This is a genomic window from Polynucleobacter sp. UK-FUSCHL-C3, from assembly GCF_040409815.1.
GTDB lineage: Bacteria > Pseudomonadota > Gammaproteobacteria > Burkholderiales > Burkholderiaceae > Polynucleobacter.
On record NZ_CP099959.1, the window covers coordinates 115,937 to 130,549 of the forward strand.

Genomic DNA, 14,613 nt, shown 5'->3' on the forward strand with positions numbered 1-14,613 from the left:
GCTGTGATTAAGAATCACCCATTGCAGCCAAGAGATCGGCTTGATGCTCTGCGGCAAGGCCATTGAGAAGATCGCTGATATCACCATCCATCATGGCATCAATTTTGTATAAGGTTAGATTAATGCGGTGATCTGTGATGCGGCCCTGTGGAAAGTTATAGGTCCGAATGCGATCACTGCGATCACCGGTGCCTACTAAAGACTTGCGGGTTTGGGCCTGCTCTTTTTGTTGGGCATTGCGTTGTGCATCCATGATGCGCGAGACCAAGACCTTCATGGCCTGATCTTTATTGCGATGCTGACTGCGATCATCCTGACATTCCACTACGATTCCGGTTGGTAGGTGGGTAATACGCACTGCAGAGTCTGTTTTGTTGATGTGCTGACCGCCAGCTCCGGATGCACGAAAGGTATCAATGCGAAGATCTGCCGGATTAATCTTGATAGCCTCAATTTCATCAACTTCTGGCATCACAGCAACGGTACAGGCTGATGTGTGGATTCTGCCTTGAGTCTCGGTTTGCGGAACCCGTTGCACCCGATGACCGCCCGACTCAAACTTCATTTTGGCATATACATCAGTGCCACTTAGTCGCACAATCACTTCTTTATAGCCACCCAGATCAGATTCGGCCTGACTCACAATTTCAGCTTTCCAGCCCTGACGCTCTGCATAGCGGGTATACATTCGCAATAGATCCGCAGCAAAGAGGGCGCTTTCATCGCCGCCAGTGCCAGCACGTATCTCCAAGAAGATATTACGACCATCGTCTTCATCTTTAGGTAATAGAAGAGTTTGTAAGCTTTTCTCGAGATCTGTCATACGACCTTCAGCTTGTTTTTGCTCCTCGTCGGCAAACTCTTTCATTTCGGGATCTAGGCGCATGTCAGAGGCAGCTTTGGCATCTTCCTCAGCCTTTTTATAAAGACCAAATTGCTCGACGATGGCAGAAATATCAGCATGTTCGCGCGTGAGCTTGCGATAGACGTCCATATCCTTGGTGGAGTCTTCTTGCATCAAAATAGTATTGAGTTCAGCCAAACGGGCATCGAGATGCTCCAGCTTGGCACGCATGCTGGATTTCATCTAATGACTATCTGAGGAGCTATTTTTATCTAGGCTGGAATGAGTGGTAAATAATTTAGGAAGCAGCTTAATCAGAGCATCGCGCTCAGAACCGCTGGCATGTTGTAGAGCATGTAAGGAGCCATGTAAAAACTTATTAGTTAATCCTTGAGCCATTGCATTAAGGACTTCTTGGGGATCATCACCGCGTATCAAACGCTTGAGAGCGCGCTCTAGCTCAATTTGGCGTAAGCGCTCACCTTGCTGCTGAATATCTTGTATTAGTGGGACTGCATTGCGTCCTTGGAGCCAATGCATAAAGTTACCAACGCGCTCTTCAATAATGATCTCTGCCTGACTAACAGCAGCTTGGCGCAGATTAGCACCGGTCTGTGCCATCGTTCCGAGGTCATCCACGGTATAGAGGTAAACGTCATTGAGCCTTGAAATTTCTGGTTCAAAATCACGAGGCACGGCTAAATCAATCATCACCATGGGTTTGCGACGACGTAGCTTTAAAGCGCTCTCCACCATTCCAAGACCAATGATCGGTAAGGGGCTAGCAGTCGATGACACAATGATGTCAAACTCGTGCAAGCGTGTGGGTAGATCATTGAGGCGGAATGACTCAGCCTCAATATTTTGGGCCGATATAGATTCAGCGAGTTCTTGGCCGCGTTCAATAGTACGATTAGCAATCGCAGTAGCTTTTGGTTTACGGGCTACAAAATGGGTTGCGCATAAAGTAATCATCTCACCGGCGCCGATGAACAAAATCTTTTGTTCGCCAATGGATTCAAAAATACGTTCAGCTAGTCGCACTGAGGCTGCAGCCATCGAAATCGAATGTGCCCCAATTTCGGTTGAGCCTCGCACCTCTTTAGCAACGGAAAACGTTTTTTGGAATAGTTGATTAAGATAGGTGCCCAAAGCACCTGCATCATTGGCAGTACGCACCGCATCTTTCATTTGACCTAAGATTTGGGTCTCACCAATCACCATCGAATCTAAACCACACGCTACACGAAATGCATGACGCACTGCATCGGATTGCGGTAAGGTGTAGATGTGGGGTTGCAAAATGCTGGGCGCGAGCTTTTGACTTTTCGCCAACCAATCAAAAGTTGCCTCATGAAATTCACCTTCAGAGGCAGGATCGTTAGCAGCGCAGTAGAGTTCTGTACGATTACAGGTGGACAAGATGGTGGCTTCAGGCAGACCGCTCCGATTCACGCTACCAAGATGGGAGCGAAGATCGAATAAGGCGTCCTGCAGACCTTCGGGGTCAAAGGCTACTTTCTCCCGAACGGCAACTGGCGCTGTGTGATGGTTAATGCCCAAAGTCAACAGCTTCATATCGTGAATTATAGATTTCTTGGGCTCAATAGGGGTGTTTTCAATGGGGTTTTTAGCTTATTTGTTGGTTGGAGGCACAGTGGGCTGGGCTGCAAGCCACTATTTTCCTGGGTTTTCCCCTAGTAATAAGGGCTCAGCAAGAGCGAAATGTCCTAAATCGGTCTTTCTTTGGACCATTAGTCTTGGGGCACTGGGCGCCCTGGCGACTAGTTATGGTGGCCAAATGATTGGCCTATTTACCTCAGGGCAAATGCTGGAGTGGGGGTGTGCGATTCTGGGAGCTTTTAGTTTGTCCCAAATTTATCTTTTACTTAGGAGACCTTAAAACAAATTCTGATTCAACTCCACCAACGACCCATTTGATCGTATTTTGTTGATGAGCAGTCAAGTGTTTATTTGTTTTACTAAAGTGCCCACAACTTCCTTGATCCCCTGGGAAAATAAATGGCTGCATTGTTTTATAAACTCCCAGGCCTGAGGGATGGGAGGCACGCAGTATGCAATGATTATTTGCATTGCATATGTATTCCTCAAACGACTGTGCATGCGAGCCCCAGAGAAGCCAGACCAGATGCTTTTGAGAGCTTGATAGTTTTTTGATGATCGCCCTAACAAAACTAGCCCAGCCTAATTGACTGTGCGAGCAGGTCTCACCTAGTCGAACAGATAGTGCGGTATTAAGTAGCAGGACACCTTGTTTGGCCCAATGGCTTAAGTCACCATTTTCTAAGGAGCCAAATCCCTCGATTTGCAGAGCTTTATTAATGTTACGAAGAGAGCTTGGAAATTGTTTGGAGCGAAGGGCAATATCACGCGGAATAGAAAATGCAAGACCTTGTGCTAATCCTGGCGAATGATATGGGTCTTGACCAAGCAGAATTACTTTGACCTCAGAAACAGGAGTCAATTTCAGAGCATTAAACAGGAGCTCTTTATCGGGTCGAATGAATTGCCCCCGCATTTGATATTCTTGATCAAAAGCATCACAGAGCTGTTGCCAATCTCTTGAAACAAAGTAATCCGATAGAAATACTTGCCAATCGTTCGGAATCAATGAAAGCAAGTTGCTCACTGTTACATCAAATCAGAAAGAATTGGATTTGTTCGTTTTGATCTCATACTGAACGGGGCTATTGAGTTTGAGAGCAATGCTGGCATTACATTCTTTATCTTGCCGAAAGTAATGAAAGCTTAATCGTTTGCTGCGTTTAAGGCTTGCTAGAACTGGGTCGAGTCGACTGGAGTTGACGCGTTGACCATTAATGCTACTAATGAGGTCGTGCGGTGCCAGCCCAGCTTGTTGGGCAAGACCACCATCGAGAACGTGGGTTAGCTTAAGCCAGCCATGACTGTCGGCGTGACGGATCCCCAGCGATAGCTTGAGATCATCTAGGAAGCGAGCTGATTTAAGGGAGACTGAAATTCCGGCGATCTGGGTTAACCACAGTTGTAAAGGCAGATCTTGGGTGCCATTGATGTAATTCTTTTTAAAGTCTTGCCAGACCTTATTAAAGGTAATGCCCATGATCTGACTAATTGCTAAATCTAGTGAGTATTGATTGATTCCTAAAAAAGGTTTGCCATGCTCTTTCCAAAGATAGCGCATGAGATCATCCAACGATATCTTGCCACTACTATGATGGCGCATCACGAGATCAAGACCTAGAGCAATGAGAGCGCCCTTTGCGTAATAACTAACTACCGCATTAGGAGTATTCTCATCCATTTGGTAATACTTGGTCCAAGCATCAAAAGAGCTATCAGCTACAGTTTGTTTGTGACGTCCTGGATTGCGTAAGACGCCATTCCAGTTATTCGTAAGCAGCTCAAGATAACGCGGCAGGCTAATCGTTTTGCTTCTGAGAAGTTGAAGGTCATCATAGTAGCTGGTAAAGCCTTCAAAGAGCCACAGTAGACGAGTATGGTTGCGCCCACCCAGATCATAGGGTTGGAAAGCCTTGGGTTGAATCCGCTTGACTAACCAGGCATGAAAATATTCATGACTGCATAAGCCCAAGAACTCCTCATAGGTTTTCTTGGGGGTCTTGGCGTCATGATCTTGGTAAGGAAGTTGATCGCGTTTGCATAAAAGCGCAGTGCTATTGTGATGCTCGAGGCCTCCATAGCCATCTAATGCAGCATTGACAATAAATAAGTAGCGTGAGAACGGTGCCTTTGGTTTGCGGGGCTCAAATAGACGAATGGTCTCCGCACAGATTTTGGAGAGATCTCGGGCAAGCTGCTCTTTATCTAAAAGCTCAGATTGCTCAGCTGTAAGACCTTGGATCGCCATGGCATGGGGGGTGCCATACAATTGCCACTCAATCAGATCAAAGTGACCCATGGCAACGGGATGATCAATCAGGTCATCATAATTTTTGGCAAGATAAAAACCAAAGCCTTGCAAATCTGTCTTTACTTGCGCAAGTGTGCAGTGGGCATTCCACCCTAGCAGGGACTGGTCGGTTGGTGGGGCAATCGCTAGAGAGCAAGGTAGATGAGCTTGACCTTGAACGGCTAGACATAGACTGGTGGGATTAAAAAAACCGCGCTCTTGATCTAAGTAAGCGGTACGTACGGATTGATCAAAAGCATAGACCTTGGTGATGATTTCACAGCTAGCGCTATTTTTGGGTAAGCGCCAGCGATCGTTATCGAGCCGCTCAAGTGGAATTGATTTGCGCAACCCAGTTTTCTTAATCGAGGTAAATGCAGAAATTGTTTCAGTATGTTTACTAAAGTCTCGTATTAAATAGCTACCCGGTATCCATGCCGGCATCGCAATTATTTGCCCTGCTGGATCTGGGCGCTCGATCACTAGTTTTACGATGAAACGATGCCCGTGTAAATCATCGGGCCAGACGGTGTATTGCACTGCGGGCATGGCATTGGCTTGCATGGTCGTAACTATTTGAGTGATGCTAATTTCTTCTCAATATCGGCAAGTTGAACTGCGCCTGGGAACCGACTGCCGTCAGTAAAGAAAATAGTGGGCGTGCCATTAATGCCATAGTTTTTTGCTAGAGTAAGATTTTTATCAATAGGATTGGCGCAATCTGATTTACCACTGGGCCCCAGATTATTGAGCATCCAGTCATTCCATACCTTTTGCTGATCAGCAGCACACCAAATTTGCTTCGATTTGAGGGCAGAGTCTGCTGACAAAATAGGAATCAAATAATTATAAATAGTGACGTTATCAAGTTGTTGGAGTGTTTTCTCCAGCCGCTTGCAATAACCACAATTGGGGTCTGAGAACACGGCAATTTGACGACTACCATTGCCGCGGACCACCTTAAATGCCTGTGCTTGCGGAAGTTCAGACCACTTGATGCGATTAATGTCTTCTTGACGTTTAGTCGTTAAATTATTACCCGATGCCAACTCAACCATTTCACCTTGGATTAAATATTTGGCATTGCTATCGGTATAAAAGATTTCATTATTCACTTGTACTTCGAATAGTCCAGGAATGGGTGATGGCGTGACATTACGGACGTTGGCGGATGTGCCCAGTCGCTTTTGTATCTCTGTGCGGATTTGTTTCTCATTCAAAGCAAATACTGAACTTGCCATACCAAGAAGTAAGAGACTAATACTCACATGTTTTAAATTCTTTGTCATCTTTTATTCTCCAAGGGCGCGTTCAATAAGTTGTCGTTTTGCAAGGTGGCTATGGTTTACTAAACCAAGGCCCCAGTTGCGGATTTGTTTCTCAAAGGGATTGTTCGCACTAAATAACTTCTTTAGGCGATCTGTAAGCCAAAGAAGAGAGCTGGTATCCCCCTCGCGTTGACGCTCGTAGCGACGTAGTAAGACACGATCAGCAAGCACCCTAAACCCTTCTTTGTTTTTGAACACCTCCAACATATTTGCTACATCCCGTAGCCCTAGGTTTAGACCTTGCCCAGCCAGAGGGTGCATGACGTGTGCGGCATCTCCCAGCAAAATGACCTTTGGATCATATTGTGGCCCAATCAGACCTTGAGACTTAAGGCGCTTGAGGGGGAAGCTCGCTGGTGTAGATTGCAATTGCAGAGTACCTAATGCCTTTTCAATCGCCCCAGCAGATTGCTCTTGTAAAAGTGTTAACCATGCTTCAGGAGTGAGCCGAAGGAGATGGCTAGCATATTCCGGCGAGCATGACCAAACCATTGAAACTTGTTGAGAGGGCAGTGGAAGTAAGGCCAAGACATTACCTTCGGGCAAAAACCACTGATAGGCAGTCTCAAGATGAGGCTGTGAGCAGCTAAAGTTAGCAACCACAGCCATTTGCTGATAGTCATCCTCCAAGGCGTTAATGCCAATGGCCGAGCGTAATGGTGAGCGCACACCATCAGCCGCAAGGATTAATTGCGACACAATCTCTTCGCCCTGATTAAGAACGAGGATAGGATTTTTATCTTTCTCAAGTCGAATATCGGTGACGCTGGCATTGATATTGATAATTTTTTTGTGAAAACGAATTGCCTGATCAAGGGTGGCTTCAATTAAGTCAGCTTCAATGATCCACGCCAACTCTGGACGCCCTACCTCAAAAGCAGAAAAGTGCAATTGATCCTTGGGCTGTCCGCGATCGCCAAAGATGCGCATATCTCTTACAGCCTGAATCCGATTATGATCCAGGGCATGCCAAATATTGAGTTCTGTCAGTAGACGTTTGGCGCTCGGCGCGATTGCATAGATACGTTGCCCGAAGTTCTTTGTTGGGGGCGTCATATTTTTATCTAGATCAGGAGCAATTTGAATTACGGAGTAGCCTAACTGCGCCAACCCTAATGCACTAGATTTACCCACAATGCCGCCACCAACAACGCAAAAATCGGCACCGTTTTGGGCTTTTCTTGGATTGACTAATTTGGGGCTATTTTGGGTTTGAACAGACATACCATGATGATATCGAATCGAGCCCATTTACAATGGCGACATGTCACTCAAATGCGGAATCGTCGGCCTACCCAATGTAGGTAAATCTACCCTGTTTAATGCCCTGACTAAAGCGGGGATTGCAGCTGAAAATTACCCCTTTTGCACCATTGAGCCCAATGTGGGCATGGTGGAGGTGCCGGATCCTCGGCTTGAAGCTTTGGCTGAGATTGTGCACCCCGAGAAAATTGTCCCCGCTACGGTCGAGTTTGTGGATATTGCGGGCCTAGTTGCTGGTGCCTCTAAGGGTGAAGGCTTAGGTAATCAATTCTTGGCTAATATTCGGGAGACCGATGCCATCGCGCATGTGGTACGTTGTTTTGAAGATGCTAATGTCATCCATGTGGCTGGGAGGATTGACCCTCTGGCGGATATTGGAGTGATCGATACCGAGCTGGCCTTAGCTGATTTGGGAACGGTTGAGAAAGTCCTTCAGCGCTATACCAAGGCGGCTAAATCTGGAAATGATAAAGAAGCCGCCGCCCTTGTTGCAGTACTCACCAAAGTTCAGACGCAACTCGATCAGGCTTTACCAGTTCGCAGTCTTAGTTTAAGCAAAGAAGAGCAGGCCATTCTCAAACCATTTTGTTTAATTACCGCAAAGCCAGCGATGTATGTGGCCAATGTTAAAGAAGATGGCTTTGAAAATAATCCCCATCTCGAAGCCGTCAGGCAGCATGCAGCGAAAGAGAACTCTCCGGTTGTAGCGGTTTGCGCAGCAATTGAAGCTGAGATTGCAGATTTGGATGATGCTGATAAAAATGCCTTCTTAGCAGACTTGGGAATGAGCGAGCCCGGATTAAATCGCGTCATTAGAGCGGGTTACAGTTTATTGGGTCTGCAAACTTACTTTACTGCGGGCGTTAAAGAGGTTAGGGCTTGGACTATTCATATTGGCGATACGGCGCCCCAAGCAGCCGGTGTGATCCATACGGACTTTGAGCGCGGCTTCATACGTGCACAGACCATTGCTTACGAAGATTTCGTTCAGCTCAAAGGTGAGCACGGCGCTAAAGAAGCTGGCAAGATGCGTGCCGAGGGCAAAGAGTACATCGTCAAAGATGGCGACGTACTGAACTTCTTATTTAACGTCTGAGTTATTACTGAAATAAATCAGCAAGTGCTTTACCTGGATTGGCAGCACGCATAAAAGCTTCACCAATTAAGAAGGCATTAACACCAGCATCACGCATCGTTTTTACGTCGGCAGAATGAAGAATTCCGGACTCAGTGATCACCAGCTTTTCTTTGGGGATTGAAGATAGTAAATCAAGGGTGGTTTGCAAGCTAACTTCAAAGGTTTTGAGATTCCGATTATTGATACCTAAAAGAGCGGTTTTTAAATCTAGGGCCGCTTCAAGTTCAAGACCATCGTGTACCTCAACCAAGACATCGAGTTGGTTCTCAATTGCACAGAGTTCAAGCTCTTTCATTTGGCTGGGCTCAAGCGCGGCAACAATCAGCAAAATGGCATCGGCACCCATTGCTCTGGCCTCATAGACCTGATAGGGATCAATGATGAAATCCTTGCGAATCACTGGTAGAGAACAAGCAGCTCTAGCTTCTTTGAGAAACTCGGGTGAGCCCATAAAATAATCTTTATCTGTTAAGACTGATAAGCAGGTAGCGCCATGCTCTGCATAGCTTTGTGCAATCTCTTTTGGATGAAATGGCTCGCGCAGGATTCCTTTACTAGGGCTTGCCTTTTTAATTTCCGCAATGATGCCAGGCTTACCGCTTGCTACCGAATTAATGAGAGACCTAGAAAAGCCCCGTGGCTTTAGATTCTCATTCAGATTGTTCTGAATCGCTTGTTGGAGCAATGCGTCACTAGATATTAAGCGCATTGCAGCACTAATTTCCTGTTTCTTGATATCTAGGATCCGAGAAAGAATATCGCTCATGAAATGATTATCCTACCAAGGATTGCGAGAGAGTAACGAGCTCGTCTAACTTTTGCTTCGCCTTACCGGAAGCAATGGCATCTTTAGCCATCTCAACACCCACTTGAATACTGGGCGCAACATTTGCAGCATAAAGTGTTGAGCCTGCATTTATAGAAACAATATCAGAAGCAGGGCCTGATTGTTTATTAAGAACTTGCAAGATGATCACTTTGGACTCATTAGCATCCTTCACCTTGAGGGATTCAAGAGAGGCGGTTGCCATTCCAAAATCACTAGGGGAGATCTCATATTCTTTAATCTGACCATTTAGAAGCTCAGCAATGACAGTTGGCCCCGACAGCGTAATTTCATCAAGACCATCTTTGCCATGCACTACTAAGGCATGCTCGGCCCCCAAGAGTTGTAATACTTTTGCTTGAATACCAACAAGCTCTGAGTTAAATACGCCCATCAAAATATTAGGTGCCTTGGCTGGATTAGTAAGTGGACCTAGGATGTTAAAGATGGTTCGTACGCCCAGATCTTTGCGGATCGGGACAACGTTTTTCATGGCCGGGTGGTGGTTAGGGGCAAACATAAAACCTAGCCCAATTTGCTCAATACACCGACCAACAGCCTCGGCTGATAGATTTAGTTTCACACCAAGAGCTTCTAAGACATCAGCACTACCAGATTTACTGCTTACCCCACGATTACCATGCTTCGCAATTTTTGCTCCGGCGGCACATGCAACAAACATCGATGCGGTTGAGATATTGAAGGTATGTGCGCCATCGCCACCCGTGCCAACTACATCCACTAAGTGGGTCTTATCGCCAACACTTACTGGTGTAGCAAAGTCACGCATGACTTGTGCTGCGGCAGCAATTTCAGCAGGGGATTCTTTTTTACTGCGCAGGGCAACCAAGATAGCAGCAACCATTGGCCCAGGAAGCTCACCACCCATGATTCCCCGCATGATATTAATCATGTCTTCTCTGGGTAGTTCTTTGCCTTCAATTAAATGTTGTAAGGCTGCTGATGCGGTCATTGCCATAGAGATAGAGTTACTTCATGTGTAAAAAGTTTTTGAGCAAGGCGTGCCCTTGTTCAGACAAAATAGACTCAGGATGAAATTGCACCCCTTCAACAATGAATTCTTTATGTCTTACGCCCATGATTTCACCATCATCCGTTTCTGCCGTAATCGCTAAGCAAGTTGGTAGAGATGCTTTTTGAATTGCGAGCGAGTGATAACGGGTAACCCTAAAGCGCTCAGGCAAGTCCTTAAAAACACCTTCGCCCGTATGATGAATCACATCGGTTTTGCCATGCATTACTTTCTTCGCTCGAATAACTTTCCCACCAAATGCCTCTCCAATCGCTTGATGCCCTAGACATACACCCAGGATCGGAATCTTCCCAGCATATTGTTGGATCGTGGCTACAGAGATACCTGCTTCGGTAGGGCTACATGGCCCCGGAGAAATACAAATACGGTCTGGCTTAATGGTAGCGATATCACTCACACCAATCTCATCGTTACGAACAACTTTCACCTCTTCGCCGAGTTCAGCAAAGTACTGAACTAGGTTAAAGGTAAACGAATCGTAGTTATCAATCATTAAAAGCATGGTTATGAGCCCCTTGAGGCTTCTGCCAAATCAGCTGCCGCTAAAACTGCGCGTGCCTTCGCTTCCGTTTCTTTCCACTCCGATGTGGGGTCGGAGTCTGCCACTACACCAGCACCTGCTTGCGAGTGCAACATCCCGTCTTTGATGACCCCAGTACGAATCACAATAGCGACATCCATATCACCTGAGAATGAGAGGTATCCAGCAGCGCCACCGTAAATACCACGTTTGGTGATTTCCATTTCATCAATGATTTCCATTGCCCGTATTTTCGGGGCGCCCGATAGGGTTCCAGCCGGGAAGGTGGCGCGTAAGACATCCATATTGCTCATATTGTCCTTGAGTTCACCCTCAACAGAGCTGACAATGTGTTGTACATGGGAATATTTCTCAATCACCATCGAGTCAGTCACCTTGACCGTACCGGTTTTGGCAATACGGCCTACATCATTTCGGGCCAAGTCAATTAGCATGACATGCTCGGCAATTTCTTTCGGATCCGCTAAGAGCTCTTTCGCTAATTGTGCATCTTCTTCTGGTGTGGCACCCCGACGACGGGTTCCAGCTAGTGGCCGAATGGTCACAATCTTTCGATCTTCACGCTTTTCTTGACGCACCAAGATTTCTGGTGACGAGCCCACAATTTGTAGATTCCCAAAGTCATAGAAATACATGTACGGCGATGGATTTAATGAGCGTAGGGCACGGTAAAGTTGCAGAGGCGATTGGGAGTAGGGACGGCTGATACGTTGACCAATCACTACCTGCATACAATCACCAGCCAAAATATATTCTTTGGTCTTGCGTACTGCATTCTCAAAGTTAGCCGCCTTGAACTTTCGAATTAATTCAATATCGACCTCTTTGTTTTGGTTTGCAGGTAATTCTTTTTCAGTGGGGACAATGTTATTTAGTTGCGCTTGCAATTCAGCCAAGCGAGCTGTACCAGCTTTATGGGCATTTTCATCTTTTGGGTCAACATAAATAATGAAATAAATCTTTCCTTCGACATTATCGAGTACCGCCAATTCTTCAGTCAGCATTAATTGAATATCAGGAACACCGATTTCATCGGGAAGAGAATGCTTGGCAAGTCGTTTCTCAATATAGCGAACGGTATCGTAGCCAAAGTAACCCGCAAGCCCACCACAAAAACGGGGTAAGTTTGCTTGGAGCGCAACCTTAAAACGCTTGAAATAGCTATCAATAAAATCAAGCGGATTATCTTGATTGGTTTCTACTACTTTTTCATTGAGCACCACTTCATTGATTGGAAATTCGGGAGTACCCACACTCCTTAATAGAGTGCGAGCTGGTAAGCCAATGATCGAGTAACGACCAAAGCGTTCACCACCGTAGACGGATTCTAATAAATAGGTATTTTTTTGCCCGGATTTTTGTGTGAGCTTTAGGTAAAGCGATAAGGGTGTTTCATCCGCAACCAAAGACTCTGCCAACAAGGCAACTCGGTTGAAGCCTTGTTTGGCAAATTGGTTTAATTCGGGAGCATTCATTGCAGAATTTCTATTTCTTCTAATTGCTATTTGGCGATTTCTTGGCGCATTGCCTCAATGACATCGCGATAATTTAGTTTGCCAAAGATGGCCGAGCCCGCAACAAATGTATCTGCCCCCGCTTTGGCAATCGCTGCAATGTTATCAACTTTGATACCGCCATCCACTTCAAGACGAATGCTTCTGCCACTCGTCTCGCGATATTGATCAAGTACTTTGCGGACCTGACTAATTTTCTGCAAGGTAGCGGGTATAAACGATTGACCACCAAAGCCTGGATTAACAGACATTAGTAGAACCAAATCAATTTGATCAAGTGTGTGGTCTAGCTGCTGAATTGGAGTGGCAGGATTAAGAACTAAGCCCGCTTGACAGCCATTATCTTTAATTAAACCCAATGTACGATGCACATGAGTACTAGCCTCCGGATGAAAGCTGATTAAATTAGCGCCCGCTTTAGCAAAATCAGGCACGATCCGATCTACAGGTTCAACCATGAGATGTACGTCGATCATTGCAGGCTTACCATTTTTAAGTGCATGAGGACGAATCGCTTCGCAAACCAAGGGCCCCACAGTTAAATTAGGGACGTAGTGGTTATCCATCACATCAAAATGGATCCAGTCTGCGCCTGCATCCAAGACAGCTCTTACTTCATCACCTAGCTTGGCAAAGTCTGCAGACAGGATAGAGGGTGCAATAACTGGGCTTATTTGACTCATATGGGGGCTAATTTAGGGCTTTTTGGCTTGTCATACCTAGATTCTAGCTTGCGAACAGGTAATGGATAGAGCAGAATGCTGTTCATGAATCCACCAGAAATTACCGTAACAGTTCGGCCACAATACCTACCTGAGCAATCTGATCCTGAAAATCAGCAATTTGCCTTTGCATACACCGTAACCATTCGAAACACAGGTGCTTCGGGGATGCAGTTGATCGCACGGCATTGGTTCATCACCGATGGCGATGGGGAGGTCCAAGAGGTGAAAGGTTTGGGCGTGGTGGGGCAACAGCCTTTATTGCGTTCTGGGGAGCATTTTGAATACACTAGTTGGGCAACTCTGCCCACCCCAGCCGGTACCATGCGTGGTGAGTATTTCTGTGTAACTGAGGACGCTCAATTTTTCCAAGCAGATATTCCAGAATTTGCCTTGGTAATGCCAAGAATCTTGCATTAAAGCCTTTTTAGTAGGGGCAATTGCCCTAAGGATTAACCCTAATTATTAGAATTTTAGGGTTATTACAGGAGCATTTTCTGCTAAAAATATACCTCGCTGTTTTTATTAATTTGTTGTTAAAGGATTTTTATGAAAAAAACTTTATTAATGCCGTTGGCTATATCAATCATCGGCTTGTTTTCTACCCCTGCGGCATTTGCGCAACAGAGCACTCTAGACAAGATGAGGTCTAGCGGAGCGGTAACTATGGGTGTGCGCGAATCCTCTGGTGCACTTTCTTACACATTAGGTGACGGTAAGTACGCAGGTTTTCATGTTGAGATTTGCAACAATGTATTGCGTGATATTCAAAAGCAATTGAACCTGAAAACATTGGATATTAAATATAGTCCAGTGACTTCACAAAATCGTATCCCATTATTGCAAAACGGGACTGTTGATATTGAGTGTGGCTCAACCACTAATAATGCAACTCGTCAAAAAGATGTGGCATTCGCAGTAACAACCTACGTTGAAGAAATTCGGATTGCAGTAAAAGCAAATTCGGGCATTACTTCCTTAAATCAATTAAATGGTAAGAAAGTCGCCACTACCACTGGAACAACCTCGGTACAGCTACTACGTAAACACGAGAGAGCAACAGGCGTAAATTTTGAAGAAGTATTTGGTAAAGACCATGCTGATAGTTTTCTCTTGCTTGAATCTGGTCGTGCCGATGCGTTCGTGATGGACGGATCTATTTTGGCCGGTAATATTGCCAATGCCAAGAATCCAGCTGATTTTAGGATTGTTGGTGAGGTGATTGCAGTAGAGCCGATTGCAATCATGATGCGTAAAGATGACCCAACCTTCAAGAAAGCCGTGGATGACAGCATCATTAAAATGATGAAAGACGGCACTCTGACAAAATTGTGGGATAAGTGGTTTATGCAGCCTATTCCTCCTAAAAATGCCAGAGTTGGTTTAGCTCTCTCAGACAGCACCAAACAAGCTTGGTCTGGTCCAAATGACAGACCTGCTGAAGATTATCAAAAGAAGTAAGTAGAAGGT

At 45.6% G+C, this 14,613-nt stretch carries 14 protein-coding genes; 3 read left to right on the plus strand and 11 right to left on the minus strand.

Going from position 1 to position 14,613, the window contains the following annotated elements:
* Positions 1–7 precede the first annotated feature (7 nt).
* The 6 genes from prfA to NKE59_RS00695 form a co-directional block, all read right to left on the minus strand.
* The gene (gene prfA / locus NKE59_RS00670; protein WP_353438941.1) at positions 8–1,087 is read right to left on the minus strand and encodes a peptide chain release factor 1; all 1,080 of its coding nucleotides are present in this window, start codon (positions 1,085–1,087) and stop codon (positions 8–10) included.
* Positions 1,088–2,422: a glutamyl-tRNA reductase gene (hemA, locus tag NKE59_RS00675; RefSeq protein ID WP_353438942.1), complete on the minus strand. Its 1,335-nt coding sequence runs from the start codon at positions 2,420–2,422 to the stop codon at positions 1,088–1,090.
* Between the two features lie 307 nt (positions 2,423–2,729).
* The gene (locus NKE59_RS00680; protein WP_353438944.1) at positions 2,730–3,494 is read right to left on the minus strand and encodes a uracil-DNA glycosylase; all 765 of its coding nucleotides are present in this window, start codon (positions 3,492–3,494) and stop codon (positions 2,730–2,732) included.
* 12 nt (positions 3,495–3,506) lie between these two features.
* Positions 3,507–5,321 carry a PDZ domain-containing protein gene (locus NKE59_RS00685; RefSeq protein ID WP_353438946.1) on the minus strand — a complete coding sequence of 605 codons (1,815 nt, stop codon included), beginning with the start codon at positions 5,319–5,321 and terminating at the stop codon, positions 3,507–3,509.
* 8 nt (positions 5,322–5,329) lie between these two features.
* The gene (locus NKE59_RS00690; RefSeq protein WP_353438947.1) at positions 5,330–6,046 is read right to left on the minus strand and encodes a DsbC family protein; all 717 of its coding nucleotides are present in this window, start codon (positions 6,044–6,046) and stop codon (positions 5,330–5,332) included.
* A gap of 3 nt (positions 6,047–6,049) precedes the next feature.
* Positions 6,050–7,309 carry an FAD-dependent monooxygenase gene (locus NKE59_RS00695; RefSeq protein WP_353438948.1) on the minus strand — a complete coding sequence of 420 codons (1,260 nt, stop codon included), beginning with the start codon at positions 7,307–7,309 and terminating at the stop codon, positions 6,050–6,052.
* A 40-nt stretch (positions 7,310–7,349) separates the two neighbouring features.
* Here NKE59_RS00695 and ychF point away from each other — a divergent pair, with 40 nt between their 5' ends.
* Positions 7,350–8,444, plus strand: coding sequence for a redox-regulated ATPase YchF (gene ychF, locus NKE59_RS00700; RefSeq protein ID WP_353438950.1), 1,095 nt, complete (start codon positions 7,350–7,352; stop codon positions 8,442–8,444).
* Positions 8,445–8,448: 4 nt separating this feature from the next.
* Here the strand turns inward: ychF and trpC are convergent, their stop codons facing one another.
* From trpC to rpe, 5 genes are read right to left on the minus strand one after another with little or no spacing between them, the layout of a single operon-like run.
* Positions 8,449–9,252, minus strand: a complete 804-nt coding sequence (gene trpC / locus NKE59_RS00705; RefSeq protein WP_353438952.1) for an indole-3-glycerol phosphate synthase TrpC — start codon at positions 9,250–9,252, stop codon at positions 8,449–8,451.
* Between the two features lie 7 nt (positions 9,253–9,259).
* Complete coding sequence (gene trpD / locus NKE59_RS00710; protein WP_353438953.1) at positions 9,260–10,291, minus strand: anthranilate phosphoribosyltransferase; 1,032 nt, start codon at positions 10,289–10,291, stop codon at positions 9,260–9,262.
* A 10-nt stretch (positions 10,292–10,301) separates the two neighbouring features.
* The gene (locus NKE59_RS00715) at positions 10,302–10,868 is read right to left on the minus strand and encodes an aminodeoxychorismate/anthranilate synthase component II (protein ID WP_353438954.1); all 567 of its coding nucleotides are present in this window, start codon (positions 10,866–10,868) and stop codon (positions 10,302–10,304) included.
* Positions 10,869–10,870: 2 nt separating this feature from the next.
* Positions 10,871–12,382 (minus strand): anthranilate synthase component I, encoded by a 1,512-nt coding sequence (gene trpE / locus NKE59_RS00720; protein WP_353438955.1) that lies wholly within the window; start codon positions 12,380–12,382, stop codon positions 10,871–10,873.
* Positions 12,383–12,408: 26 nt separating this feature from the next.
* Positions 12,409–13,104 (minus strand): ribulose-phosphate 3-epimerase, encoded by a 696-nt coding sequence (gene rpe, locus NKE59_RS00725; RefSeq protein ID WP_353438956.1) that lies wholly within the window; start codon positions 13,102–13,104, stop codon positions 12,409–12,411.
* A gap of 84 nt (positions 13,105–13,188) precedes the next feature.
* On the opposite strand from rpe, the gene apaG reads away from it, so the two are divergent.
* Together apaG and NKE59_RS00735 are read left to right on the plus strand one after the other, a co-directional pair.
* A complete protein-coding gene (gene apaG, locus NKE59_RS00730; protein WP_353438957.1) occupies positions 13,189–13,563 on the plus strand; it encodes a Co2+/Mg2+ efflux protein ApaG in 375 nt (124 codons plus the stop codon).
* A gap of 129 nt (positions 13,564–13,692) precedes the next feature.
* Positions 13,693–14,604, plus strand: a complete 912-nt coding sequence (locus tag NKE59_RS00735; RefSeq protein ID WP_353438958.1) for an amino acid ABC transporter substrate-binding protein — start codon at positions 13,693–13,695, stop codon at positions 14,602–14,604.
* The last annotated feature ends 9 nt before the right edge of the window (positions 14,605–14,613 follow it).